Origin of the sequence: Microbispora sp. CSR-4 (genome assembly GCF_008033685.1) — a bacterium.
Lineage (GTDB): Bacteria > Actinomycetota > Actinomycetes > Streptosporangiales > Streptosporangiaceae > Microbispora.
This window is the reverse complement of the sequence record NZ_VJVX01000024.1, coordinates 88,929-114,154: the sequence shown is the minus strand read 5'-3', so window position 1 is coordinate 114,154 and position 25,226 is coordinate 88,929. Positions and strand designations below refer to the sequence as shown.

The window sequence follows — 25,226 nt, the reverse complement described above, 5'->3', positions numbered from 1 at the left end:
GCAGCACGATAGAACAGCACCCGAAGCTCCTGGCGATGACGGTGATGGTTGTGGTGATCAACCCGTCTACCAGGAGCTTCGCCACATCATGAGGAAAACCCGAGCATCGCGATCATGCTGTGACCGGCTTAGCCGCCCGGCGGATGAAAAACGTTCACTGTGCCACTTCGAGGATCTCGACGGATCGACGAGGATCTTCGAATGGCATGCCCGATTCACTCCGGGAGCGGGTCGTCTCCACTTCCGTCTGGTGACTGAGGATCGTACGGCCAGGGTCGCCTACATAGGCCGCAAGCTCGGCATCTGAGAGCCCTGACGCCACCCCTGAGGGCTCGGGGACGAGTCAGGGGTTCCCCCGATGGCACGGGCATGGCGCGCGAGGCCAGGATGGGACCATGACCGAGGCACCACCGACACCCGCTCCCGACTCCCCCGGCACGCCCGAGCCCGAGAAGGTGCTCAGCCGCTCCAGGGACGGGCGCATGATCACGGGCGTCTGCGCGGGCCTCGGCAGGTTCACCGGCATGGACCCCGTGCTCTTCCGGGTCGGCTTCGGCGTGCTCGTCCTCGCCTCCGGCATCGGCGTCCTGCTGTACATCGCGGCGTTCCTGCTGATGCGCCAGCCGGGCGGTGGCCCCGGCCATCTGGAGCAGTGGACCCGGCGGATGTTCGACGCCGAGACCGTGCTGGCGCTGCTGGCCGCCGTCTTCGCGTTCGGCCTGATCATCAACGTCGCGTCCGGAGGGATCAACCGCGGCACGATCGTGGTCGGCACGCTGCTGGCCATCGTGCTGATGGCCGCCCACGCACGCGGCGTCGACCTGCTGACGATGGCCAAGTCGATGCCCGAGCGAGCGACCGGACGGCGTGGCATGACCCGGGCCACCACGAACTTCGCGCCGTTCACGCCCTTCGCCGAGCCGCCCACGCGGGAGCCGTACGCGGGGGGAAGGCCCGCGGCGGAGACGCCGCTGCGGGAGACCGCGGCGCCGCAGGCCCAGGCCCAGCGGCCCGCAGCCGACACGACGGACAACGCGGACACGGCGGATACGGCGAATACGGCGAACACGATGGGCGCGGCGGGCACCGCCGGCACCGCCGGGACGGCGGACCCCGCAGCCCCTCGCCCGGCCGCGGAGAACGCGGCGGGCACGGCCGACCTCGGCCTTGGCACGGACAACGCGGCGAGCACGGCGGACTCCAGGGCTCCGCGCCCGGCCTCGGACGGTGCGACGGACCTCGGTCCGGCTGCCGACAGCGCGGAGACCACGGCACACCCCGGCCTGGCTGAGGACGGATCCGCAGACAGTGCCACGGACACGACCACGGACACGACGGCGGACACGACCGTGGACAAGGTCGCCGACGAGACCGCCATCCACGACAGGACGGTCCCGGCCGCGTCCGAGGGCGACACGGCGGTCCACGACACGATCGTGCAGTACCCAGTGGCGGCGCTCTCGAAGTCCGTGGACGACACGCTCATCCAGGAGACCGTCTCCAGGGACGCGACGGCACCGGTGGGACGGGCCGACGGCGACCCGCCGACCCGGCCCTTCGAACCCCTCGCCCGGCTGGCGGCCGAGCCCGCCCCCGGCACGTTCACCCCGCACCCGAACACCCCCGACCCGACGAACACCCCCGACCCGACGAACACCCCCGACCCGACGAACACCCCGGACCCGAATCTCCCCGGTCCGGACGCCCCGCGCCTCGGCGGCCCGGCCGGCTGGGCTCCGGGCGCGCCGGGGCCCTCCGCCTCCGCCCCTCCGGCCGGCGCCGGCTATCGGCGGCTGTCCGACCTGGCCCGCGAGGCGCGGGCGGGCGCGGACGGCGACGGCGGCGCCCGCGGCCACGGCCTGCGAGGGCAGGGCATGCGGGGACAGGACACCCGGGCGCAGGGGGCAGGCGGGCACGGAGCAGTCGGGCATGGCGCAGGCGGGCATGGCGCAGGCGGGCACGGCTTCGGGGCCGGTGAGCCCTTCGCCCCGCACGGCCCCTATTCGCGGCGGGAGCCTCACCAGCCCTACGGGACGCCCTATCCTCCTCCGCCCAGCCTCTACGGCCCGCCCGTGCCGCCGCCCCCGCGGCCGCCGAAGGCCAAGCGGCCCAGGTCGTTCGTCGGCGGCCTCACCATCTGCCTCGCCCTGATCGTTGGAGGGATCATGGTCACCATGCAGCGGACCGGCTCAGGCTCGGTCGGCCTGCCGGTCGTCGGCGGGGCGGTCCTCGTCACGATCGGGGGGGGCCTGCTGGTCGCGGCCTGGGTCGGCCGGGGCGCCGGGCTGATCGCCACGGGGACGATCGTGGCCCTCGTGCTGGTGGGAAGCTCGACGGTGAACGGCATCCCCCGCAAGATCGGCAGCTTCGTCTGGCATCCCGTCGGCGTCGTCCAGACACCCGGCGCGTACGAACTGGGCATCGGTGAGGGCAAGCTCGACCTGAGCGACGTGACGCTCAAGCCGGGCGGCCGGGTCAGGTTCGATGCCTCGGTGTCGATGGGGCAGCTCACGGTGGTCGTGCCGTCGACCGCCCGCGTGGAGGTGCACGGCTTCGCCAAGCTGGGCGAGGTGAGGATCGACCACAAGGTCGAGGACGGCACCGACGTGCAGTTCGACCGCGTCCTCGAACCGGAGACGCCCGTCGAGGGCGACCTGCCGACGATCGAGCTGTACGTCAAGGCCGGGCTCGGCGACGTGGAGGTGCGCCGTGGCGCCTGAGTCCCGACCCGAGCGTCCGCGCCGGGTGCACCGTACGAACTGGATGTCCCTGCTGTGCGGCCTGCTGTTCATCGGCATGGGGATCCGCTATCTCACCGCGCCGGAGCCCGACGCCGTCGTCATGGCGCCCGTCCTCGTCGGCGGGCTGGGGTTCGCGGCCTTCGTCGCCATCCTCGCCAAGGCCATCCGCCGCTGACGCCTCCGGCACATCCGCCGCCGACGCCTCCGACCGGCCTCCAGTCTCACGGATTCACTCGGCCGGTCACGTTAGACTGAACCGGTGTCCTCTCTGCTGGTCCTGGAATTCGTGAGCACCGTCCGGGCGAACCGGTCAGGACTCGTGGACGCGCTGGAGGACGTCGGCGGCCTTGCCGCCTGGGTCGGCGACCACGCGTCCGAGCTCGGCATCGACCCCGCCACGTTCGTCGCCACGGCCGAGATGCGCGACGAGGTCGTGGCGCTGCGGCAGGCGATCCGCGCGCTGTTCGCCCGGGCCGTGGCCCCCGGGCCGGCGAGCGGCGCGGACGCGGCCCGGCTGCCGGCCTTCGAGCCCTCCCTCGATCTCGTGAACGCCACCGCGGCGGCGGTGCCCGTCGCCCCCCGGCTCGAATGGCCGCCGGGCGAGGCGCCCCGCGCCCGGACCCTGCCCGCGCGGACCGCCGCCGACTCCGTACGCCTTCGGGCGGCCCTCGCGTCCGCCGCCGTCGAGCTGCTGGGCGGGCCGCAGCGGGAGCACCTGCGCGCCTGCCCGGCGCCCCGGTGCGTGCTGTATTTCGTCAGGGAGCACCCGCGCCAGGAGTGGTGCTCCGTGGCCTGCGGAAACCGCGCCCGCGCGGCCCGTCACTACCGGCAGCACAAGAACGCCTGAACCCCCGGGCCTCCGCCCTCCCAACTCGGACCGCCACCCGCTCTCACCGGGCCCACTCACCGGACCCGCTCTCACCGGACCCGCTCTCACCGGACCCGCTCTCACCGGGCCCGCTCTCACCGGGCCCGTTCTCCCTGCCCGTTCTCCATCGCCGCGCCCGCGCCCTGCCACTCCGCGCTCCGGAAGCAACCCTTCTCCTAATGGACTTTGACGTCGATTTCCGTTAGTCTGCCGTCATCTTCTAACGGAATAGCCCGTTAGAATTTGTGGACGAAGGAGCGGTCATGAGCTTCACCACGGGACACGTCGGGCTGAACGTCTCCGACCTCGACAGGTCGGTCGGCTTCTATCGGAAGGTCTTCGGCTTCGACCTCGCCGCGGAGTCGGCCGACGAGGCGCACCGCTACGCCTTCCTCGCCCAGGACGGCACGCTGGTGCTGACGCTGTGGCAGCAGAGCGAGGGCGCGTTCGCCGCCGGCCTGCCGGGGCTGCACCACCTGTCGTTCCAGGTGCCGGACATCGAGGCCGTACGCAGGGCGGAGGCCGTCGTCCGGGAGACCGGGGCGACGATCCACCACGGCGGCATCGTCCCCCACCGCGAGGGCGGCCCCTCGGGTGGCCTGTTCTTCGAGGACCCGGACGGGATCCGGCTGGAGATCTACGCGCCGAGCGGCGCCGACGACCGCCCCGCTCCCCGGTCCGACGTTCCGACCTGCGGTTTCTTCTAGAGATGCGGCACCCGGGAGAGATCGCGGTCCAGCGCCGTACGGGCGTCCGGCTGGAGGGGCACGGATCGGCCCGCGTACGCGCCGAGATACCGGAGGCCGCCGCGCGGTTCCTGGAGTCGCAGCGCATGATCGTGATCGGCGCGGAGGACCACGAGCGCCGGGTGTGGGCCGCGCCGCTCGCCGGCCGGGCGGGCTTCGCCGCCGCGGCCGGCGACCGCACGATCGTCGTGGACGCGGTGCCCGGCGCGCCGCTCGCGGGCGTGTTCGACGAGGAGCACGACATCGGCATGCTGGGCATCGAGCCCTGGTCCCGGCGCCGGATGCGGGTCAACGGCCGGGCCCGGCGGGACGGCGAGCGCCTGGTCGTACGGACCGAGCAGGTGTATTCGAACTGCCCCAAATATCTGCAGAAGCGGACGATCATCGATGACCTGGAGCCCGGCGAGCGGACGTCGTGGTCCGGAGACCGCCTGACGGAGGCCCAGCAGAAGTGGATCGGCGCCGCCGACACCTTCTTCGTCGCGACGCACGCGCCCGGGCTCGGCTCGGACGTCTCGCACCGGGGCGGCAACCCCGGGTTCGTCGAGGTGGTGGACGCCCGGCGGCTCGTCTGGCCCGACTACGCGGGCAACCTCATGTACATGACCCTCGGCAACCTGGAGCTGAACCCCGCCGCCGGACTGCTCTTCCTCGACTGGGCCACCGGCGACGCGCTGCACCTGACCGGCAAGGCGCGGGTCGACTGGGACCCGCACGAGGTGCCGGGCGCCCAGCGGCTCGTGGAGTTCGACGTCGAACGGGTGCTCCAGGTCAGCGGCGCGAGCCCGCTGCGCTGGGCGTTCGAGGAGTTTTCCCGGTTCAACCCGCCCGTCAGGGGTGCGTGAGGGACGCGCCCCCGAGGGGCTCGGAGTAGCCAAGGGCATACTCAGTATGCATACTGAGTATCCATGTCAGTACGACACGGCCTGCTCGCCCTGCTGAGCCGGGGACCGCGCTACGGCTACCAGCTCAGGGCCGAGTTCGAGGCGTCCACGGCGACGACCTGGCCCCTGAACATCGGGCAGGTCTACACGACGCTGTCCCGCCTCGAACGCGACGGCCTGGTGTCCCGCGACGACCAGGGCGGCCAGGACGAGCAGGGCCGGGTCCGCTACGCCATCACCCCCGAAGGCCGTGACGAGCTCGACCGGTGGTTCGCCAAACCCGTCTCCCGGGCCGACCGGCCCCGTGACGAGCTCGTCATCAAGCTCGCGATGGCGGTCACCACCCCCGGCGTGGACGTCGCGGCGGTCATCCGGGCGCAGCGCTCAGCGACCATGCGGAGCCTGCAGGAGCTCACCCGCGCCCTGCGGACCCTCGACGCGTCCACCGAGGCCGCCCAGCGTCTGGTCATCGACTCGATGATCTTCCATGCCGAGGCCGAGCAGCGCTGGCTCGACCACTGCGAGGCCGTCCTCGCCCGTCCCTCCGAGGAGAACCCGTGACCGAAACCCGACCTCCGGACCGGTTGCCCGCGCCGGACGGCGAGCCGGTCGTGCGCATGACCGGCGTCGTACGCGTCCACGGCGAGGGGACGGGTGCCGTCCACGCGCTGCGGGGCGTCAGCCTGGACGTCGCCGCCGGGGAACTGGTCGCGGTGATGGGCCCGTCCGGGTCCGGCAAGTCCACCCTGCTCAACCTCGCGGGCGGGCTCGACCGGCCGACGGAGGGATCCGTCGTCCTCGAAGGCCGGGAGCTGCGGGATCTGTCCCCGAAACACCTGGCGGAGCTGCGCCGCAGGAGCGCCGGATATGTCTTCCAGGATCTCAACCTCATCCCGTCGCTGACCGTCGCCGAGAATGTCGCGCTCCCGCGCGAGCTGGACGGCGTCCGTACGGCGAAGGCCAGGGCGGAGGCGACGGCGGTGCTGGAGGAGGTCGGCCTCGGGGACCTCGGCGACCGGTTCCCCGACGACCTGTCGGGCGGCCAGCGCCAGCGGGCCGCCATCGCCCGGGCCCTCGTCGGCCGGCACAGGCTGCTGCTGGCGGACGAGCCGACCGGCGCACTCGACACCCGCGGCGGCGACGAGATCATCCAGGTGCTCCGGCAGCGGGCCGACGCGGGGGCCGCCGTGCTGCTGGTCACCCACGAGCCCCGTTATGCGGCCTGGGCCGACCGCGTCGTCTTCCTCAAGGACGGGCAGGTCGTCGAATCGTCCGCCGCGGGGATGGAGACCGCCCGATGAGCCCGATCCATGCGAGCGGGGTGAGAGCGGCGTTGCGGATCTCCCGCCGCAACGCCCTGCGGTCGAAACGGCGCAGCGCGCTGATCCTCGCGATGATCGGGCTTCCGGTCGCCCTCGCCGTCCTCGCGCTGACCGCGCTCTTCCCCGCGGCGGGAAGCGACCGCGAGCACTACCCGATCGGGCAGGCCGACGCGGTGGTGACCGGCGCCCACGGGTGGGCGGGCCTCACCCAGGACGCATGGGGCAACACCCGGGACGCACAGGGCAACGGCGTCTCCCCACAGCCCGGCGACGTGCCGTTCACACAGGCCGAGGTCACGGTGCTGCTCCCGCCCGGCAGCCGGGTCGTCCCGGTGGCGCGGGGGACGTTCCGCTACCTGACCCCGCAGGGGTACGAGACGGGAGAGATCCGTCAGGTCGATCTCCGCGATCCGATGTCCCGGGGCACCTTCCGGCTGACCGAGGGCAGGCTGCCCGCTGCCCCCGGCGAGGCGGTGGTGTCCGCCGACCGGCTGAAGAGGGACGACGCGCGGGCGGTGGCTCCGGGAGTGACGCTCCTCGTCGGCGACGAACGCCGCCCGGTGCGGGTCGTCGGCGTGGCCCTGTTCGCCCTGGCGGGAATCGGGCCCACGCTCGCGACCTTCCCCGGCAGCCTGCCGGACGACGCCTTCGGGCCGGCCGACCCCGAGCTGATGTCACGTGCCTGGCTCGTGGACTCTCCACGGCCGGTGACGTGGGCGGACGTGCGGCGGCTGAACGCGCAGGGCCTCGTGGTCGTCAGCCGGGCCGTCACCGACCGGCTCACGGCGGACGAGCCGCCCTCGCGCGTGTCCGACCCCGTGCGGGCCGTGCCGTGGGTCGCGATCATGCTGCTGGAGGTCGTCCTGCTGGCAGGGCCGGCCTTCGCCGTCGGACGGCTGCGCAGGTCGCGCGAGTTCGCGCTGGTCGCCGTCCAGGGCGGCTCCCCCGCACACCTGCGGACGATCGCGCTCGCCGACGGCCTGCTGTTCGGCGTGGTCGCCTCCGCACTCGGCGCGGCGCTGGGCGTCGTCGCGTCCCGGCTCGCGACGCCGCTGCTGGAGTGGTGGGCCGGGGTCCTGCTCGGCCCGTTCCGCGTCCCCTGGGCCGAGGTCGCGACGACCGCCGTGCTAGGCGTCGTCGCGGGACTGCTGGCCGCGCTCGCCCCGGCCGTCGCGGCGAGCCGTACGGACCCCGTCGCCGTGCTGTCGGGCCGGCGCGAGCGGAGCCGAGAGCGGGCGGGCCGCCCGCTGCTGGGAGCCGTGCTCGTCGTCGCGGGCACGGCGGCGACGATCGCGAGCGCGGGCCACGACATCGCCTGGACCGCGACCTCGGCCCTGGTCACCCAGCTCGGCCTGGTCGCCCTGGTGCCGGTGCTCCTCGCGGCGACGGCCCGGCTCGCCGCCCGGCTTCCCCTGCCGCTCCGGTTCGCCGCCCGGGACGCCGTACGCAACAGGGGCCGTACGGCGCCCGCCGTCGCGGCGGTGATGACCGCGGTCGTGGCGCTCGTGGCGGTGGGAGTGGCCGGGCACAGCGTGGCCGCGCAGAGATCGGTGCTGGACTACGCACAGGCTCCGGCCGGGGCTCTCCAGGTGACCGGGCCGGACCTCACTCCAGAACTCTGGGACCGCGTGCGCTCCGCCGTGCGCGAGGAACTGCCCGCCCGCGTGCCGCTGATCGAGGCGCGGATGCTCGCGACCCGCTCCGGCGCCCCGCTGTTCGCCTTCGTGCCGGACGACGCCTCGGGGACCAACCGGGTGGAACTGCTCGACGCGACCGGGTCCGGCGGATTCCTGGTGGGCGGCGAGGACCTGCTCCGCTACGTGCTGCGGCGCGAGGACCCCGCCGCGGTGGCGGCGCTCCGCGAGGGGAAGCCGGTCGTGCTCAACCCCGATGTGATCCGTCAGGGCGAGGTGCGCATCGGGCTGACACCCGCGACCGGAGGGGAGCCTCTGGCGCTCACCCTGCCCGCCGTCGGCGTGCGGCCCACCGGGCAGGGCTGGGCCCGCGTGGTCGTCTCACCCGAGGCGGCGGCGAAGAACGGGTATGCCGCGGTCACCTGCATGCTCGTGGTGGACCCCGCGGACTTCCGCACTCCGCGGGCGACGGCCGACCGGATCGCCGCGAAGGTGGAACGGATCACCGGCAAGGCCGCCGTGCGGCTCGAGACTCTGGAGACGCCCGGCGACACGCTTCTCCTGGTCGTGCTGGGCATCATCGCGGCCGTGCTCGTGCTGGGGATGACGTCGATCGCGACCATGCTGGCCGCCGTCGAAGCGCGCCCCGACCTGGAGACCATGTCGGCCGTGGGGGCGGCGCCGCGCGTGAAGCGGGCCGTCGTCGCCGGGCAGGCGCTGGTGATCGCGCTACTGGGCTCGGTCACGGGCGTGCTCGCCGGCCTCGCCCCGGGCGTCGCCGCGGCCTCGCGGCCCATCCCCCACCCGACCATGGTCCTGCGCCCCGACGGGGTGACGACGATCGTGCCCGCGGAGGCGCCGACGATCGCGATCCCCTGGGCGCTCATCGGCCTGCTCGTCGTGGGGCTCCCCCTGCTGGCCGCACTCGGCGGCGCCGCGTTCCCCCGGTCGCGCCTGCCGCCCCCCCGCCGCAGGGCGACCTGACGTCACGAACCCGGCGGGCCCCTCGGCATCTGGCGGGAGGCCGAGCGACGCACACGCCTCGTCGTGCGCCGGTCGGCCCCCCGCCGGGCGGTTGAGATCGTCGAGAGGGGTCGTCAGCGGGGGAGCAGTTCGTAGGAGCGCTGCTGGGGCAGACCCGCGAGCTGCCGCTGGCCCTCCGTCAGCAGCGCGGCGATCGGACCGGGCTCGCGCAGCCGGGTGAGCCGGTCGCGGTTGTACTTGCGCAGGCGCGCCGCGCGGCGCTTGGCCGCCGCCGCCTTGAACGCCGCGACGTGCTCGCGGTCGGCCTTGCGCGCGCCGCTCAGCTCGTAGCCGTACGCCGTGAGCCGATCGGCGAGCACCTCCTCGCACAGCGAGATCTCCCAGGGCTCCAGCCGGGAGGCCCACTTGCCCGAGTGGGCGGTGGTCACCTCCTCGTGCGTGTTGCTGTGCCACACCTTGTGCTTGGGCACGGCGAGCTCGGCCACGTGGCGCGGCTCGCACATCGCCGGGTCGTAGTCCTCGCCGAGGAACACGCACAGCTTCTTCAGCTCGGTCTCCGGGTCGGCGGTGAGGTCCTCGTAGCGCAGCTCGTAGAAGCTGTCGGCGGGCAGCTTGCGCGCGTGCCGGCGGCCGAAGTCGATCGCCTCGGCCCAGTTGGCCATCGCGTGCACGGCGTCGGCCTTGTACCAGGGCATCTGCTTGAGCGAGGCCACGCAGTCGCGGCCGTCCCTGACGAGGTGGACGAACTGCGCGTCGGGGAACATCCGCATCAGCATCTCGACGTGCCGGTAGTAGCTGGGCCGCTTGTCGCCCCAGCGCGGCTTGCCGAAGCGCTCGGCGTAGCACTTGAAGACCATGCCGATGACCGAGCCGAAGCTGCCCGGGCCGAGCATGGCCGCCTGGACGAACTCGGGGCGGCTCAGCCCGAGCTCGTGGAACTTGGTGGTGCGGCCCTCGGCGATCCAGGTCGCCAGCCTGCGCCTGTTGTCGGCCAGCCGCATGTCGCCGTACGCCCTGCGGGAGAAGTAGGCCGGGACGAGGAACCGCGTCTCGGGCGGGACCGCGATGCGCGGGTGCGAGTGCAGCATGAGCTGCAGCATGGTGGTGCCGGAGCGCGGGCAGCCGACGACGAAGACAGGTCTGTCCGAATGCATGAGTTCTATCCCCCGTGGTGAAATTTCCGGACGTCACGCCGCCGCCCGCCCCCCGGGCGCGGCTCGTGACGCGGGCGGCGTCACGCCGTACAAGTAGTGGATCATCAGGCCGAGAAGGCCGGTCAGACGAGGATCTTCTCTCTCTCGGCGGCGGTGCGGGGCACCTGGCGGGACGCCAGCCAGACGCGGTAGACCAGGAACATCTCGAACGTCAGCAGCAGCGTGCCGGCCACGGCCGCGACCGGCACCAGGGCCGCGGCTCCGAACAGCGGGGCCACGACGAAGACCGCGGCGTGAAACTCGATGCCGCTCACGACGTGGGTGCGCACGCGGTGCCGCACCAGGAAGACGCGGAAGCGGTCATACCAAGGGAAGCGCGCGTGGAACGCCTTCTGCAGGTCGACCACCGTGGCGCCGGTGTCCTCGGCGGTCTGCTCGAACTCCGCGGCGGCCTGCTCCAGCTCGCTTCGCGGCCGGGAGCGCAGGACGCTCTCGGCGAGGACGTACTGACCCTCCAGCCGTGTCTCCAGCAGCGCGCGGGTGGCGTCCTTGACCCGCTTGAGCTGCGGGCCGTTGATGTAGCGGAACAGGTCGAGCACCACGACGCCGACGGCGGCGAGCACCACGTCGGTGTCGCCCGTGCGGGTGTACTCCCCGAATCCCCACCCGAAGGCGCAGCAGACCACCCGCACCCGGTCGCCGACGTAGTCGAGCCACAGGCCGAAGGGCGTCCCCGTGCCCTTGAGCCTGGCGATCTTGCCGTCCATGCAGTCGACCGTGAAGCTCAGATAGAACAGCACCGCACCGGCGACGAGCATGCCCTCCGTGAAGGCCGCCGCCGAAGCGAAGCCGATCAGCATGGACAGTCGTGTCAGTGCGTTCGGCGTGATCGAGGTGTGATTGGCCACGAGCAGCGCGAGCCGGCAGGCGAGCGGATCGACCATGAAGACGGTCCACCACGAGTCTCTCGGCTTGCGCGTCGCGAGTATGTCGTCCAGCGTGAAGCCTCCCATGCAGGCAAGAATGACTACAACGGGTAGCCGTTGGCCTGCTCTTCGGTAACAGGCAGGGCATCTCATTGCCGCTTCTTGACCGTCTCCCCCATCTGGGTAAACCAACCGCCAATCCGGTCGCCAATCGGTTACAGTCCGTGGTCGAGGGGGAGACCATGCCCGTTGTCACGTTGTACCGGCGGCTGCAGGGGCGGCTGCCGTCGTGGGAGCCCGCGCCGCGCGCCGCTCTCATCCGGGCGGACGCGGGTCCGCTCCAGGCCCAGCGCGAGACGCTGGACGTGGTGTGCGCCCTGCTGGGCGAGGCTGCCGTGCCGTACTTCTGTGTGCGCCCGCAGCCCAACCGGCCTCCGGTGATCGCCGTGCCCGAGGACGACCGCACCCGCGCCCTCGCCGCGCTCGCGGCCGGCAGTCATCCGCTGTTCGCGTCGCGGCAGCCGTACGGCAGGCAGCGGGCGCGCCAGGCGGACGCGGGCCGGATGCGCCCGGTGCGGCGCGCGGCGGCGCTGCTCGGCGACGCCAAGGTCGTGCGGCTGGCCATGTATTTCGCCAGCCCCTCGCGCACACTGACGCTCGGTCCGGAGCACGGGTGCGACCTGGAGTTCTGGGCCCGGGAGGGCGACGAGCTGGTCGCACCGAGGCCGAACCCCGCCTGCGACCGCGTCCCCGTCGACGGCCCCGCCGTGGACGGCGGCGAGGAGCTGTTCACCCCGCTGGCGTGCGCCGCCCGCAGGGCCCGCGCCTACCGCACCCGGCCCGAGTTCGTCCGGCGGCTGCTCGACGACATCGACTTCCCGATCGACGCCGTCTACACGTGGGTGGACGGCGCCGATCCGGCCTGGCGGGCGCGCCGCCACCAGGCCGAGCGCGCCGAGGCGCTGCGCACCGGCGCCCCGCCGAGCGAGATGGCGACCACGGAGGCCAGGTTCACCAGCAGGGACGAGCTGCGTTATTCGCTGCGCTCCCTGCTGATGTACGCCCCCTGGATCAACCGGATCTGGATCGTCACCGACGGGCAGACGCCGCCGTGGCTCGACACCACCCACCCGATGATCGCGGTGGTCGACCACAAGGAAATCTTCACCGACCCGTCGGTGCTGCCGGTGTTCAACTCGCACGCCATCGAGACGCAGCTGCATCACATCGACGGGCTCAGCGAGCACTTCCTCTATTTCAACGACGACTTCTTCCTGGGCCGGCCGCTGCCGCCCCGCACGTTCTTCGAGGGCAACGGGATCACTCGTTTCTTCCCCAGCACCGTTCACGTGCCGTTCGGCGTGCCGGAGACCGAGGAGTCGCCGGTGCACGCCGCCGGCATGAACAACCGGCGCATCCTGGAGAACCTGACCGGCCGCACGATCACGCAGAAGCTCAAGCACGTGCCCTACGCGCTGCGCAGGTCGGTCATGTACGAGCTGGAGGGGCGGTTCGCGGCGGAGTTCACGGCGACCGCGCGCAGCAGGTTCCGCACGTCGCGTGACATCTCGGTGGTGTCCTCGCTGGCGCACTACTACGGCTACCTGAGCGGGCGGGCGGTGCCCGGCACGGTCGACTACACCTACGTGGACCTGTCGCTGCCGAAGACGCCGGCCAAGCTGCGCCGCATGCTGGCCCGGCGCAGGCACGACGTGTTCTGCCTCAACGACACCGCCCCCACGACGGCCGAGCAGGACGCGCTGCTGGGCCGGTTCCTTGAGGCCTACTTCCCCACCCCGGCGCCGTTCGAGCGGTGAGCGGGCCGCGGGTCATACCTGTCGTACCTGTCCACGAACATGCCCCGGAAGGTCCAGCGGCCGGCCGGGGCGAACGAACGCTCGACCAGGGCGCGCCTGCGGGCGGGCATCGCGTGCTTGCCCGTCTGGCCGACGACCCAGAGCGTACGCAGCCCGTCGAGCCGGGCGGCGAGCACCCGGGGGCCCACATTGCGGCCGGAGAAGCTGCCGTCCCGCTCGGGTGACCGGGCCAGCGCCACGTCACGCAACCTGCCGAAGACCGACGGATAGACCGCTTCGTACTTCCTGACCTTGGCGGGGACGAACAGCACCCCGTCACCCGGCTTCGCCTCGGCCGCGAGCATCGCCATGACCGGCCGCGGATCGTCCTGCCTGCCGTCGGGCCCTCGCGTGGCGAAATGCCCGGGAACCGACAGGCCGAGCCAGGCGGTCAGCATGGCCGCGCCGAGACCGGGAGGCAGCGCGGCGAGGCCCGCCCCGGCGAGCAGCGCCGCCGCCGGGACGCAGTGGAAGACGTAGCGGAACACGTACACGGGATGGATCGCCCACGAGGCCGCGAGCAGCACCAGCGCGGGCACGAGCAGCCACGGCAGCGTCAGCCGCACGAGCGCCGCCTGACCGGAGCAGGCCGCAGCGGCCCGCGGCTCTTCCAACCGTCCCACGGCGGTCTCCGGGAGTTCCCGCGCGCTGCGCGCCCGGCGGACGCCCGCGACCGCGGCGTACACGAGGCCGAAGAGCACCAGCGCCCAGGTCAGGGGGGCCACTCCGGGTCCGGTCGCCCCGCCGAGGTCGCCCGACAGCCGGACGGCGAGCGTAGCGACGTCGGCCGCCTCCGGCCGGGGAATCCACCCCACCTGCGCGCTCTGCCGTGAGCCGAGCCAGGCCAGCGGCGCCACGGCCGCCAGCGCCGGGGCCGCCGCGCACGCCCACCGGAGCACCGGTCCCCTCGACAGGACCACGGCGAGGCCGTGCGCCCCGGCCAGGAGGAACGCGAACAGGTTGAGGTAGGCCAGCACGGTCAGCGCCGTCGCGTACGCCGCCAGGACCGCCGACGTGGGCGACCGCATCAGGCGCAGCAACAGCAGGGTCGCGCCGACGGCCGCCGCCGCCGTCAGCGCGTACGGACGAGCCTCCTGGACATACCTGGAGAAGATGGGCATGAGGGCCAGCAGCGCGCCGCCGTACAGGCCCGCCCGGGGGACGCCGAGCGCGCGGCCGATCGCGCCGGTCCCGGCGGCGGCCAGCGCGCCCGCGACGACGGACGGCAACCGCAGCGCCACCCCGGCCGTGCCGGACAGCCCCGCGACGACGTGCATCAGCGCGTAGTAGAGGCCGTGCACCACGTCGACCGACTGCAGCATGTGCACGAGCTGGGGAAGGGTGCGGCCGGCCGCGCTGACGGTGGCCGCCTCGTCCCGCCACAGCGGCGGCCCGCCGAGGTCCCAGAGCCCGACGACGAGCGCGAGCACGGCGGGGACGACGATCACGGCGGCGGACCGGGCAGGCCGTTCGGGTTCCCCGGCGGGGCGCCTCACGGGAGCGGCGGGCACGGCGCGGCGTGACGCGCCGGCCGTACGGCGAGGCGGACGGGGGGCGGCCTGCCGGGACGTGCGACCGGCGGCGGCCTGTGCGGCGGCCTGCCGGGTGGCGCGGATCATGGCCGCAGGCGCGCGACCACGCGCGCCGAGGCGTGCCCGTCGTCCCAGGGGCAGTAGGTGCGGGCGAACCGCTCGTAGCGCGCCGCGAACCGCCCCAGATCGCCGTGCCGCAGCACGTCGAGCACGTCGTCGCCGGTTCTGAGCACCGGCCCGGGGGCCTCTGCCTCGAAGTCGAAGTAGAAGCCGCGCACCTCGTCGCGGTAGCGCTCCAGGTCGTGGGCGAAGAACACCATGGGCCTGCCGGTGCACGCGAAGTCGAACATCGCCGACGAGTAGTCGGTGACCAGGACGTCCGCTGCGGCCAAGAGATCCGCCATGTCCGGAAATCTGGAGACATCGCGGACGCGGTCGCCGTCCGGGATCGTCATGTCCCGCGCCATCAGATAGTGGGCCCGCACGAGCAGCACGTCGTCGTCGCCCAGCGCCCCGGCCGCCCTGACCGGGTCGAGCGCGAGCCGGCCGGTGGTGTCGTCGTCCCGCCACGTCGGCGCGTAGAGGATGACCCGCCGGCCGTCCGGCAGGCCCAGCCGCCGCCGCGCCGCGCGGGCGCGTGCGGGATCGAAGAGCGCGTCGTTGCGCGGGTAGCCGGACTCCAGGATCTCCCCCGCGTAGCCGAACGCGCCGCGCAGCGCGCCGGTGGCGAACGGGCTCGGCGACAGCAGCAGGTCCCAGGTCGCCACCTGCCGCGCCAGCTCGTCACGCGGCACCCGCTGCGCGTACGGCATGCCGTCGAGGTCGAGGCCCAGGCGCTTGAGCGGCGTGCCGTGCCAGGTCTGCACGACCGTCTGCCCGCGCGGCTTGCGATACCACCCCGGCTGGGTGCGCCGGTTGGCCACGACGAAGCGGCTGGTGCGCAGCGCCTCCTCGTGCTCGCGCGAGCCGTACAGGACCAGCCGCACGCCCGGGGGGACCGCGAACTGTCCGTCCCTGGTGACCCAGACGATCTCCACGTCCGGGTGGCGGCGCGCCAGCTCCTCGGAGACGGCCCGGGGATTGCACGAATACTGCCCGCCGCCATAGCTGTCGAACACCGCCGCGTTCCGCAGGGCCGTGCGTCGCGGCGCCGCCGCCCGCCGCCTGCGCGTCGCGTACGGCCCGCGCTCGTGCGGGCCGAGCGCCGGGCGTACGGCGAGGCTGAGGTCGCCGTCGCGCGAGGTGCGGACCGCGATCTCGTGGAACCCGGTGACACGCGGTCTCGGCGGGTCGGCGATCAGCGCCGGGCTGAGGCGCACGCGCTCCTCCCCGCCCGCCGGCGACAGGGCGACCACCCGCCAGGTGCCGCTGCGGAGCGGAAGTCCCTCGGCCGTCCTGCCGATGACGGCCGTCCACGTCGCCTCGTCTCGGCGTACCGGCCAGGAGTGCCGTTCGGCGCCGCACTCCAGCACGATCCGGTCCGCCGGGCACCGGCCCGTCCACTCCAGGAGCAGCTCGCCTGCCTCCGTCCACCGGACCGCGCTCACGAGGCCGCCCGGGTCGGGAGCCGGGTCGCCGGTGGTGCGGGGGCCGAGCATGAGCCCGCGGTCGCGGGTGAGGGAGACGCGCACGTTCCCGGCGTCGAAGACCCGCTCACTCGGTGCCCCGATCGCCCGGCCCGTCCGGGTCACACCCCGCGCGTGGACCCGCGCGTGCAGCGCCCACCGGCCGGCGGGCAGGGTGTCGAGGGCGACCACGGTCTCGAAGCCGGCGTCGTCGTGGCAGGCGACCGACTGGCGGGAGTCCGCGGTCACGTCGGGCCTGCGGGTCCGGTGCACCGGCAGGGTGATCCGTTCCTCCCCGCGCTGGAGCCACAGCTCGATCCGGCTGCGCCGGCTGTCCAGGTGGGCGATGTACGCGTGGCCGGTCAGGGCGAGCCTGCCGTCCGCGTGGCGTACGTCGTCGACGCAGGCGACGAGCCGCAGGTCGCGGGTGGCGTCGAACAGCGAGCGCGGGAGCCGGGGGTCACGGCGGAAGGGGTAGTCGAGATACCAGCGGCGGGGCCGCAGCCCCCGCCGGAGCACGCCCCGGTGCCTGATCTCCGACGCGGCGAACGTCCGCAGCTCCGCCAGCTCGCCGATCATGCCGTGCGCGGCGAAGTGGATCTGGAGCCTTCTCAGGACCGGCAGCCGTTCCACCGCGCCGGGGTCCAGACGGCCCAGGCGGCCCAGCACCTCGGCGAGGCCGTCAGGCACGTGGTCGCGTACGGCCTCCAGCACGGCGTCGAGGTCGGGCCCCTCCGCCAGGCGCAGGTCGTAGGCCGCGCGGAGCTGCGGCGCGTGCCGTGCGAGCAGGTCCGACACCTCCAGCATCGCCTCCAGACGGCGCAGCGGGTCGGCCGGCGGCCGGGACCCGCGCGTGAGGCAGACCACGTCGCCGAGCACGTCGGCCGAGGTGGACAGCACGTGCGCGGGAATCGTCACGGGGAAGTCCTCGCCCAGACCCACGGGGAAGGCGAACTCGTGCCGGTTCCAGAACTCCCGGCGGAACACCGTGCCCCCCGCCCGCGGATCGTCCAGCAGCTTCTGGTGCCGGGTGATGTGCGTGCGCAGCCTGGGCTTCGGCGCAGGGCCCGACGACCGGCCCGGGTCTTTCGGCGTCCAGGTGCGGATCCGGCCGCAGGCGAGGTCGGAGCCGGTGTGGTCGAGTGCGCCGACCAGCGCGCGGTAGGCGTCGGCGGGGACGACCGAGCCGGGGTCGGCGAAGGCGAGGTAGCGCCCGGTGGCACAGCTCGCGCCCGCGTTGCGCGCCGTGCCGGGGTCGTCGCCGCCGTCGCCGAGCGTGAGGAGCGTGAACCTGTGGTCGGGCGGGCGAAGGCCCCGCGGGCGGCCGACGAGGATCACCTCCAGGTCGTCCAGGGTCTGGTCGCGCAGGGATTCGAGGCACTCCTCGGCGTGTTCCTCCCCGCCGTGCAGGGGGACGACCACCGAGAGCCTGACAGGCACCGTCACGCCGTCAGGATGCCGATGGGCGGCCTCGCGCCACCGGCCCATCCCCATGGCCTTACGCTCGCTTGGTCAGCTCTTGACCCGAGCGAGCCCTGATCGCTTTACGGCGCGTGGGCGAGGACGAGCCGGGACGGCCGACGCATTCCGGTTCGAAGGCGGTGGGGCGTTCAGCCGAACAGCGCGTCCACGACCCGGCGGGCGGCCTGCCCGTCGGCCATCGGGCGATAGCGGGCCAGGAACGCGGTGTACGCGTCCCGGTGTTTGTCCGTGACCTCGTCCAGGTGCGCGAGCGCGTCGAGCACCGCCCCCTCGTGCCGCAGCACCGGCCCCGGCGCCTCGGGGAGGAACCACAGGTCCCGCGGTCGGCCGGCGTGCAGGAGCACCGGGCGTCGGGTCACGGCGAAGTCGACCACCGCCGCCGCGTCCCCGGCGATCAGGACGTCGGCGGCGAGATACAGCTCGTGCGGGTCCGGGTGGCCGCCGACGTCCCACAGGCGGGCGCCGTCCGTTCCCGGTCCGCCGCACCCCGGCACCGCGCCGCCGTGCCTCGCGAGGCCCGTGGATGCCGACGCGAAGCCGACGGCCGCCGGGCGGGTGCTTCCGGAAGGGGACTGGCGGACCAGCAGGACGTGGCCCTCCGGGAGCCGGGCCGCAAGACGCCCGGCGTCGAGCGTGTCGTGCTCCCCCGCGACGTACAGCAGGACACGGACGTGCGCCGGCAGGCCGAGGCGGCGGCGCACGTCGGCGGCGCGCTCCCACGCGCCGGGGCCGGTCAGCAGGTCGTCGCCGGGCACGCCGGTCTCCAGCACCTCACCCTCATAGTCGAACGTCCGCCGCAGCAGCGGCGTCCACCACGGCCCCGCGGAGACGAGATGGGTCCACTGACCCGCCCCGGAACGGCCGGAGGGCTCCTTCGGCGTGCACGCGGGCTGCTGCCAGGTCTGTACGACCACCTGGCCGGGCCTGCGCTCGAACCACGGCGGCAGCGGCGCGTCGGTGACGACGTAGCGGCACCGGGCGAGGGCCTCGTAGTGCTCCCGTCCGAGCGTGCGCACCGATTCGACGTCACCGGGCAGAGCGACCTGGCCGTCCCGCACGTTCCACAGCAGCGGCAGGTCGGCGCCCCGGCGGCGCAGCTCCTCGCAGACCGCCCTCGGGCTGCCGCCGAAGCGGGTGCCCGCGCCGCCGTCGAACAGGACGGCGTCCCGCAGCGGCCTTTCCCGCATCTGGGGATAGGTCCTCGTGCGCAGCGCCCGCTGGGCCTTCCGGCCACGCTCGTCGGCGGTCAGGTCGCCGCTCACGGTCAGCACGGCCCGCCCCGGGCCCGACGTGACGACCCCGAACGTACGGCGGGCCGTCTGGTGCGCCGCCGGCAGGTCGGTGTCGAACTCCAGCGGCAGGTCCGTCCACTCTCCCCCGGCGGTGCGCGCCCGGATCGCCAGGGCATACCGGCCGCGCGGCAGCGGCAGCCGCCCGGCGGGCGAGGCGACCTGCTCGGGCGTCAGCCGCGCCCGGAAGCGGGTGCCCGCTCCCTCGATCGGCAGCAGCCACTCCCCGCGCCGGGGAGTGGAATGTGCACCGTGGTCGAGGGCGGTCACCACCAGCGCCGACATCTCGTGGGGCACGGTGAGGCCGCCCTCGATGAGCAGCTCGCCGCCGCCCCCGCAACGCGCGGGCAGCCATTCGGCGAGGTCGGCGTAGGCCGCGGCGGGCTGGTCCCGCAAGACCAGGCCGCCGGTGCGGTCGCGGGTCACGACGATCTCCCGGCCGGCCAGGCCGTACCGGCCGGTGGGCACGTCCTCGGCGAGGGTCACGGGCGTCACGGTGCCGTCGGCGGCCCGCACCTCGATCTCCCACCACGCCTCGGGCGCGGCGACCTCGTCCGGTACGGCGATCCGCGGGGCCGGGCACGCGGGCAGCAGGTCCCGCAGGTCGACGGCGGTCTCGAACGTACGCCGGTCGACGTGCACGGGATAGGTGCGGGGAACGCCGCCGGGACGCCGGGTGACCTGGAGCACCGGGCTCGGGCCGAGGTCGTTGACGACGTGGCCCACCAGGCGCAGGCGGCCGTCGCGCACGTCCCGCGTGACGACCCGGGCGGTCTCCCGCTCGGCCCGCAGCACGAGGACGCCGGTCTCCCCGAGCAGCGGGGCGACGTAGTGATCGGATCCCACGGTGCGATAACCCGCCCGCTCGACGGTCGAGGCGGCGGCGCCCGGATCGGTCAGCCGTCCGCGTCGCAGGACGCCCCGGTGGAGCACGCGCAGCTCGACGTGCCACCGTCCGAGCCGGCCCGGCCTGGCCAGCGCCGCGGGGTCGATGACGAGCCGGAAGCCGCCCCAGTCGCGTGCCTTCGACTTCGTGGACACCCGGGCCCTGGTGACCGAGGCGGGCACCCGGACGCGCCGCCCGGTGCGCTCGTGGACGAGGGTGGCGAAGACCTGCTGGTGGACCCGCCGGGTGGGGCGCAGGTGGGACGGGGCCGCGCGTCCCTCCACCACGAGCGCGCCGTCCTCCCAGCGGACCGCGTCGATGCGGTGCCGCGGGACGAGCTCGTCCCTGGCCCTGGTCACGGCGGCGGGCATCTCCCGGTCGGCGGAGCGGGTGAGGGGCACGTTCAGGTGGTGGCCGCCCATCCTTCGGACGAGCCTGTGGTCGGGCGGCACCTCCCGGTCCCAGGCCAGGACGTCCAGCAGGTCGTCCATGCGGCGCAGGCGCACCAGGTGCCACTGCACGCGCCGCAGCGCGGGCAGCCCGTCGAGCACGGGGGGTGCCACGTCCTCCAGATAGAGGCAGGCGAGGTCGAGGAAGCGCTCCCGGAATGCCGGGGTGGCCTGGTCGAGCACGTCGAGGAAGTTCGTGAGGTCGCCGTCGAGCACGGCGTGGTCCCAGGCGTGGATGTGCGCGGTGAAGTTGTGCTCGCTCAGGAAGCGGCGGACCTCGGTGACGGCCGCGAACCGGTCCTCCAGGTGCGGCACCCGCGTCTTGTCCTGGGTGATGGAACGGCCGCCGTCCTCGCGCCGCCGCCACAGGTAGACGGGCGTGGGCAGCACGTCGACGGCCCGTGCCAGGAAGTGGGCGCGCAGGGCCACCGCGATGTCCTCGTACAGCACGCCTTCGGGGAAGGCGAACCCGTGGGCGTCCCAGAACGAGCGGCGCCACAACTTGTTGGTGACCAGGCGGTCGCGCAGCAGCGCGTGCGTCCGGGTGATGTGGGTGGCCGCGGCGGCGTCGGCGAAGACGGCGCGGTGCAGGGCCGACTGGCGGGGGCCGCGCCCGTCGAGGCGCAGCACGTTGCCCGTGGCGAGGTCCGATCCCGTCCGCTCCAGGGACGCCAGGAGGCATTCGAGGGCGTGCGCCGGCAGCAGATCGTCGCTGTCGAGGAACATCAGGTGCTCCCCGGTCGCGTGCCGCACGCCCGTGTTGCGCGCCGCCCCGAGCCCCGCGTTGGCCTGGCGGATCAGCCGGAACCTGTCGTCGCGCGCCGCGAAGCCGGCGGCGATCTCGGCGCTGCCGTCGGGCGAGCCGTCGTCGACCATGACGACCTCGATGTCCTGCCAGGTCTGCGCCGCGACCGAGGCCAGGCAACCGGCGAGGTACGGTTCCACGTCGTAGATCGGGATGATCACGCTGAGGCGGGGCACGGGCGCTCCTTAGGGTCGGAGAAGCGGGAGACACAGCGGCTCAGGCGGTGCTCACGAGCGCGCGCAGGCGCCTGCGGAGCAGCCGGGCGGTGCGGCGGAGCGGCCGGGCGCCGGACCGGCCCCCGGGGCGGGAACGCCGGGGCGCCCTCACGGCGCCGGCGTCGCCGGTGACGTCCACCGGGGCGGTGCCGGGAACCCGCGAGGCGGTGGTCGCGGCGAGCCCGGCGGGCAGGAACCCCCACTTGTCGCCCGCGTCCCACACCGTGCCGTACATCTCGTGGACCAGGTCGCCGAGGTCGTCCCCCGGCCCGGCGCAGTGGCGGGCCCGGCTCATCGCGGCGGTGCGCTCCAGCCGGGCGTGCACGACACGGCCGTCCTCGCGCTCGTCCAGCGCGAGCGAGACGATCCCGAGCCGCTGCCGGTCGGCGTGCTTGACCACCGACCCGATGGTGCCGCGCGACGGCACCCAGCCGGGCGGGCAGTGGAAGCGGAACGGCACGGGGAAGCAGTCGTCCGGCACGGCCTCGCGGAACCGCACGCGCGGCTCGCCCTGATAGCAGGCGAGCACCAGGCGCAGGTCGAGCGAGGGGTCGCCGAGCGGGTCGCGCCGCCCTCCGCCGAGCCGTCCCCACGGCCCGACGACCGTCACCCGCACGTCGGGCAGCCGCCCGGCGAGCACGGCGTCGACGGTCGCCCTGACCTCCTCGAACGACGCGTCCCCCACCTCGACCACGACGTCGACGTACGGCACGAGGTAGGTGCGGTGGGGATGCCTGCGCAGCCAGCGGAAGGTGGGGACGCGCTCGGCGAGGTGAGGCCAGTTGTGCCGCTTCACCTCGGGCTCGCGGCGCATCACGGTGGACCGGCCGAGGTGCCAGCACCGGCTGGCGCGGTCGGGCACGAACACGGCCCCCGCCTGGGCCAGCCGATAGCCGAGCTCGGTGTCCTCGCCGAGGACGAGCGAGGCGTCGAGCCCTCCGGCGGCGCGCAGCAGGCGGGCGGGCAGCGACGCGGTGGCCCCCACCATGACGGAGAACGCGCCGAACCCGGCCGCCCGCAGGTCGTCGGTCTGGTCCCAGCGCCGCTCGGTCCACTGCGGCGTGGCGTCCTCCTCGGAGAAGAGCTTGGGCACCGCACCCGCCTCGATGGCCGCGAGCACCTCGCTCGCCGGGACCTCGTCGAGGCCGGGCACGAACCGCAGGTGCCCGAGCACGACCAGATAGCCGGCCAGGTGGTGCCAGCGCATCTGGGCCTCGACGTGCTCGGGGAACAGCACGAGGTCGGCGTCCAGGTAGAGGATCACCTCGCCCTCGGCCGCCTCGGCCCCCGCCGCGCAGGCGCTCGCCCTGCCCCACGCCCCGCCGCGCGGGCGGACCACCCGCAGCCGCTCCGGCAGCGGCCCGGCCGACGACTCGGACGTCGGCTCCATGGGCCGCTCGCCGTCGTCCACCACCACGACCTCCATGAGGTGGGCCGGGTAGGTCTGCCGGGCCAGACCGGCCAGCGTCAGCGGCAGCGTGCGCTCCGCGCGGTAGGCGGGGATCACCACGCTCACCGTGAGCGTGGGAGTCCAGCTCCCCAGCGCGGGTGGCTCTCCGAGCACCCCGTAGTCGTTGAGCGGGATGCGCGCAGCCCCCGTCACCTCGTCACCTCCGCCCGCCATCGGGCACCGTCCTCCATCAGTTCGTTGAAGACCAGCCCACGCCACTGCTCCTGGAAGGAGGCGAGGAACGACTGCACGGGCTGGCGCCAGGTGTGGCCGTACGCGCTGCGGCGGCGCAGCACATAACCGAGGCCGTGGGTGCGGTAGATCCGGCCGCCGACGGCCTCGACCGCCTGGAGCAACTGGCCGTCCACCGTCCTCGCCAGGGGCCGGAAGCCGCCGGCCGCCTCGAACGCCGCCCGGGTGACCAGCATCGTGCCCCCGGCCACCAGCGGCACGAACCGCTCGGTGCCGATGCACCGCCTGATCGTCACGTCGAGCGGCTCCAGGTAGACGAACTCCGCGGCCGAGCCGACGAGGTCGGCGCCGCTGTAGCGGCGGGCGAGCAGGAGATCGGCGAGGTGATCGGGGCCATACCAGTCGTCGTCGTCCACCTTGGCGAGGCAGGACCCGGAGGCGACCGCCGCCATCCGGTTCAGCACCTCCCCGAACGGCGTCGTGGCGGGGGCCTCGATCACGGTGAGCGGCAGCCGCGTGCGGGGGATCGCCGCCTCCCGTGCCGTGAAGCCGTGCAGCCCCACGATCAGCTCGGCGCTCACGCCGCGCTGGCGCTCCATCTGCTCGACCGCGAACGGCACCATCTCCGGACGTCGCGTGCACAGCAGGATCGAGACCTTCGGGTCCGGCGGCACCGGCAGACCGGCGGCCAGAGCCAGCCCCCTCCATCGGGCGGCGGCCCCGTGCTCGCGCAGCGCGGCCCGGCGCAGCCGGATGCTCAGCTCCTCGCGGCGCAGGTCGGACGCGAGCGCCTCGCCGGTCACGGCCACGAGCGCGGTGGCGAGGGCGGTGCCCAGCGCCCGGTCGCGGGCGGGATCGGGCGCGGCGAGCACCGGGATCCCGGCGGCCGAGAGGGCGGCCACGACGCGGGCGATCTCGCCGGTCCGCCCCTCCGCCGCCTGTGGGCCGGGCACCTCGACGCCGCGTACGTCCCGCAGGCGGGCGATGTCCACGTCCGTGACCCGCCCACTGGCCGGGAGGCGTACGAGCTTGTCGGTGCCGAGGGCGACGACGAACCCCTCCCGGCGTACCGCGAGCACCGCGATGCCCTGCGCGGGATTGCGGCGGAATCCGATGGGGTTGATCACGGCCTCGTCCAGCGGCGGCAGCAGGCCGTCGGCCACCGAACCGGTGCTCCCGGACCCGGCGGGCACGGACCCGGCGAGCACGGACCCGGCGAGCACGGACCCGGCGAGCACGGATCCGGTAAGCCCAGTCGCGGCAGGCGCAGAGCTCGTGACCCCGGGGCTGGTAGCCGCAGAGCTCGTGACCCCAGAGCTCATAACCGCAGAGCTCGTGACCCCAGGGCTGGTAGCCGCAGCGCCCGTGACCGCAGGGCCGGCGACGACGGAGCCGTTCGCCTGACGCAGCGGCAGGTCGCAGCCGGGGGCGTCGCGACGGTCCGGCACCGGCCCGCCGGGCGGCGACAGCGTGACGTTGGGATCGCCGGGCCGCCAGTCGGCCGTGACGCCGCCCTCCAGCCCCGCCACGGGAGTGGTCGCCGCGCATCCGCCGAACAGGCCGTTCGCGACGTGGGCCACGACGTCACCCGCCGGCACCGGCTCGCTGAAGGCGGCGTCGAGGTGCCAGCCACGGCCCCGGCGGGTCACCCGCATCTCGGTCAGGTGCCGCCAGCAGGCGCCCGGCGCGGCGACCGGCAGCGGCTGCGCCGCCCAGGACGGCACGTCGGCGACGGCGATCCGCACCCGGGTCGCGGTGGGCAGCAGGCCGCGCAGCGGCACCGCCCTGCGCAGGTCGGCCGGGGAGCGCGCGGCGAGCAGGACGCATCCGATCGCGCCGGTTCCGCCCGGCGCCGCGTCGCGGGTCACATTCCGTGCGGCATCTCGCGCGGCATCCCGTGTCGTGTCCGGCGCCGCGTCCAGTGCCCCGTCCGGCGCTGCGTCCAGTGTGCCGTCCCGTGCCGTGTCCGCGTCGCTCGCCGGAACGGCGGACGCGACGGACGCGACGGGGACAGGGACGTCCTCAAGCGGGATCCAGGGACCGGCGAAGCCCTCCACGAGGCGGCCGAGCAGCGTGGGACAGGACTCGAACCCGATCCACGTCCCCCACGCCGACCGGGTGGTGGCGGTTCGTGTCACCCGCCCTCCTCACACTGCCCGGTTCCTCTTCCGACCGGCCCAGCATCGCGAAACCCGCCTGTGAGGGGGCAGGCTTAGTCCCTTCCTTGGCCGAAGGTTTAATCGCTC

Annotated in this window: 16 protein-coding genes; 9 read left to right on the top strand and 7 right to left on the bottom strand. The window is 74.1% G+C overall.

The features are described 5' to 3' along the window. The first annotated feature begins 395 nt into the window (after positions 1 to 395). From FLV34_RS19305 to FLV34_RS19265, 8 genes are all read left to right on the top strand, one after another. Positions 396 to 2,720 (top strand): PspC domain-containing protein, encoded by a 2,325-nt coding sequence (locus FLV34_RS19305; protein ID WP_147943723.1) that lies wholly within the window; start codon positions 396 to 398, stop codon positions 2,718 to 2,720. Then, the gene (locus tag FLV34_RS19300; protein ID WP_142616461.1) at positions 2,710 to 2,916 is read left to right on the top strand and encodes a hypothetical protein; all 207 of its coding nucleotides are present in this window, start codon (positions 2,710 to 2,712) and stop codon (positions 2,914 to 2,916) included. The genes FLV34_RS19305 and FLV34_RS19300 overlap by 11 nt, the downstream gene beginning before the upstream one ends. Before the next feature lie 84 nt (positions 2,917 to 3,000). Continuing rightward, positions 3,001 to 3,588 carry an ABATE domain-containing protein gene (locus tag FLV34_RS19295; RefSeq protein ID WP_260617168.1) on the top strand — a complete coding sequence of 196 codons (588 nt, stop codon included), beginning with the start codon at positions 3,001 to 3,003 and terminating at the stop codon, positions 3,586 to 3,588. 284 nt (positions 3,589 to 3,872) lie between these two features. After that, on the top strand, positions 3,873 to 4,316 hold the full coding sequence (locus tag FLV34_RS19285) for a VOC family protein (protein ID WP_142646662.1): 444 nt from the start codon (positions 3,873 to 3,875) through the stop codon (positions 4,314 to 4,316). Positions 4,317 to 4,318: 2 nt separating this feature from the next. After that, the gene (locus tag FLV34_RS19280) at positions 4,319 to 5,200 is read left to right on the top strand and encodes a pyridoxamine 5'-phosphate oxidase family protein (RefSeq protein ID WP_142646663.1); all 882 of its coding nucleotides are present in this window, start codon (positions 4,319 to 4,321) and stop codon (positions 5,198 to 5,200) included. Between the two features lie 63 nt (positions 5,201 to 5,263). Continuing rightward, positions 5,264 to 5,800 carry a PadR family transcriptional regulator gene (locus FLV34_RS19275; protein WP_147943722.1) on the top strand — a complete coding sequence of 179 codons (537 nt, stop codon included), beginning with the start codon at positions 5,264 to 5,266 and terminating at the stop codon, positions 5,798 to 5,800. Positions 5,801 to 5,856: 56 nt separating this feature from the next. Then, positions 5,857 to 6,540, top strand: coding sequence for an ABC transporter ATP-binding protein (locus FLV34_RS19270; protein ID WP_147943727.1), 684 nt, complete (start codon positions 5,857 to 5,859; stop codon positions 6,538 to 6,540). Next, the gene (locus FLV34_RS19265; RefSeq protein WP_147943721.1) at positions 6,537 to 9,179 is read left to right on the top strand and encodes an FtsX-like permease family protein; all 2,643 of its coding nucleotides are present in this window, start codon (positions 6,537 to 6,539) and stop codon (positions 9,177 to 9,179) included. The genes FLV34_RS19270 and FLV34_RS19265 overlap by 4 nt, the downstream gene beginning before the upstream one ends. Positions 9,180 to 9,292: 113 nt before the next feature. Here FLV34_RS19265 and FLV34_RS19260 read toward each other — a convergent pair whose 3' ends face one another. Both FLV34_RS19260 and FLV34_RS19255 read right to left on the bottom strand, forming a co-directional pair. Then, complete coding sequence (locus FLV34_RS19260) at positions 9,293 to 10,333, bottom strand: sulfotransferase (RefSeq protein WP_142646666.1); 1,041 nt, start codon at positions 10,331 to 10,333, stop codon at positions 9,293 to 9,295. Between the two features lie 122 nt (positions 10,334 to 10,455). Continuing rightward, on the bottom strand, positions 10,456 to 11,346 hold the full coding sequence (locus FLV34_RS19255) for a CDP-alcohol phosphatidyltransferase family protein (RefSeq protein ID WP_142646667.1): 891 nt from the start codon (positions 11,344 to 11,346) through the stop codon (positions 10,456 to 10,458). Between the two features lie 155 nt (positions 11,347 to 11,501). Between FLV34_RS19255 and FLV34_RS19250 the strand changes: the two genes are divergently transcribed. After that, the gene (locus tag FLV34_RS19250) at positions 11,502 to 13,076 is read left to right on the top strand and encodes a stealth family protein (protein ID WP_142646668.1); all 1,575 of its coding nucleotides are present in this window, start codon (positions 11,502 to 11,504) and stop codon (positions 13,074 to 13,076) included. On the opposite strand, the gene FLV34_RS40555 is transcribed toward FLV34_RS19250, so the two are convergent. From FLV34_RS40555 to FLV34_RS40545, 5 genes are all read right to left on the bottom strand, one after another. Next, positions 13,043 to 14,734: a hypothetical protein gene (locus tag FLV34_RS40555; RefSeq protein WP_168065743.1), complete on the bottom strand. Its 1,692-nt coding sequence runs from the start codon at positions 14,732 to 14,734 to the stop codon at positions 13,043 to 13,045. The genes FLV34_RS19250 and FLV34_RS40555 overlap by 34 nt on opposite strands. Beyond that, positions 14,731 to 17,658 carry a bifunctional glycosyltransferase family 2 protein/CDP-glycerol:glycerophosphate glycerophosphotransferase gene (locus tag FLV34_RS19240; protein WP_187280668.1) on the bottom strand — a complete coding sequence of 976 codons (2,928 nt, stop codon included), beginning with the start codon at positions 17,656 to 17,658 and terminating at the stop codon, positions 14,731 to 14,733. Before FLV34_RS19240 ends, FLV34_RS40555 begins: the two co-directional genes overlap by 4 nt. Before the next feature lie 164 nt (positions 17,659 to 17,822). After that, positions 17,823 to 21,299 carry a glycosyltransferase gene (locus tag FLV34_RS19235; RefSeq protein ID WP_147943719.1) on the bottom strand — a complete coding sequence of 1,159 codons (3,477 nt, stop codon included), beginning with the start codon at positions 21,297 to 21,299 and terminating at the stop codon, positions 17,823 to 17,825. A 40-nt stretch (positions 21,300 to 21,339) separates the two neighbouring features. After that, entirely contained in the window at positions 21,340 to 22,941 is a 1,602-nt protein-coding gene (locus tag FLV34_RS40550; RefSeq protein WP_168065747.1) for a glycosyltransferase, read from the bottom strand. After that, positions 22,938 to 25,118 carry a glycosyltransferase family 2 protein gene (locus FLV34_RS40545; RefSeq protein ID WP_187280667.1) on the bottom strand — a complete coding sequence of 727 codons (2,181 nt, stop codon included), beginning with the start codon at positions 25,116 to 25,118 and terminating at the stop codon, positions 22,938 to 22,940. The genes FLV34_RS40550 and FLV34_RS40545 overlap by 4 nt, the downstream gene beginning before the upstream one ends. Between the last annotated feature and the right edge of the window lie 108 nt (positions 25,119 to 25,226).